Origin of the sequence: Pantoea brenneri, assembly GCF_038594305.1 — a bacterium.
Lineage (GTDB): Bacteria > Pseudomonadota > Gammaproteobacteria > Enterobacterales > Enterobacteriaceae > Pantoea > Pantoea brenneri.
This window is the reverse complement of sequence record NZ_JBCGBG010000018.1, coordinates 1-800: the sequence shown is the minus strand read 5'-3', so window position 1 is coordinate 800 and position 800 is coordinate 1. Positions and strand designations below refer to the sequence as shown.

Annotated in this window: 1 protein-coding gene; it reads left to right on the top strand. The window is 53.1% G+C overall.

Annotated features, from left to right (window positions below; all coding sequences use genetic code 11):
• Positions 1–800, top strand: an 800-nt coding sequence (locus tag AABB92_RS23310; protein ID WP_342560943.1) for an elongation factor Tu, incomplete at both ends; no start/stop codon positions are given.

The window sequence follows — 800 nt, the reverse complement described above, 5'->3', positions numbered from 1 at the left end:
GCGATCCTGGTTGTTGCTGCGACTGATGGCCCAATGCCACAGACCCGTGAGCACATCCTGCTGGGTCGTCAGGTTGGCGTTCCTTACATCATCGTGTTCCTGAACAAGTGCGACATGGTTGATGATGAAGAGCTGCTGGAACTGGTTGAGATGGAAGTTCGTGACCTGCTGTCAGCATATGACTTCCCAGGCGACGACACTCCAATCGTTCGTGGTTCTGCTCTGAAAGCGCTGGAAGGCGAAGCTGAGTGGGAAGCGAAAATCATCGAACTGGCTGAGCACCTGGATAACTACATTCCAGAGCCACAGCGTGCGATCGACATGCCGTTCCTGCTGCCAATCGAAGACGTATTCTCAATCTCTGGCCGTGGTACTGTTGTTACCGGTCGTGTTGAGCGCGGCATCGTTAAAGTCGGCGACGAAGTTGAAATCGTGGGTATCAAAGATACTGCGAAATCAACCTGTACCGGTGTTGAGATGTTCCGTAAGCTGCTGGACCAGGGTCAGGCAGGCGAAAACTGTGGTGTTCTGCTGCGCGGTATCAAGCGTGAAGACATCCAGCGTGGTCAGGTTCTGGCTAAGCCAGGCACCATCAAGCCACACACCCAGTTCGAGTCAGAAGTTTACGTTCTGTCTAAAGACGAAGGCGGCCGTCATACTCCGTTCTTCAAAGGCTACCGTCCTCAGTTCTACTTCCGTACTACTGACGTAACGGGCTCAGTTGAGCTGCCAGAAGGCGTTGAGATGGTAATGCCAGGCGACAACATCAAAATGGTTGTTACCCTGATCCACCCAATCGC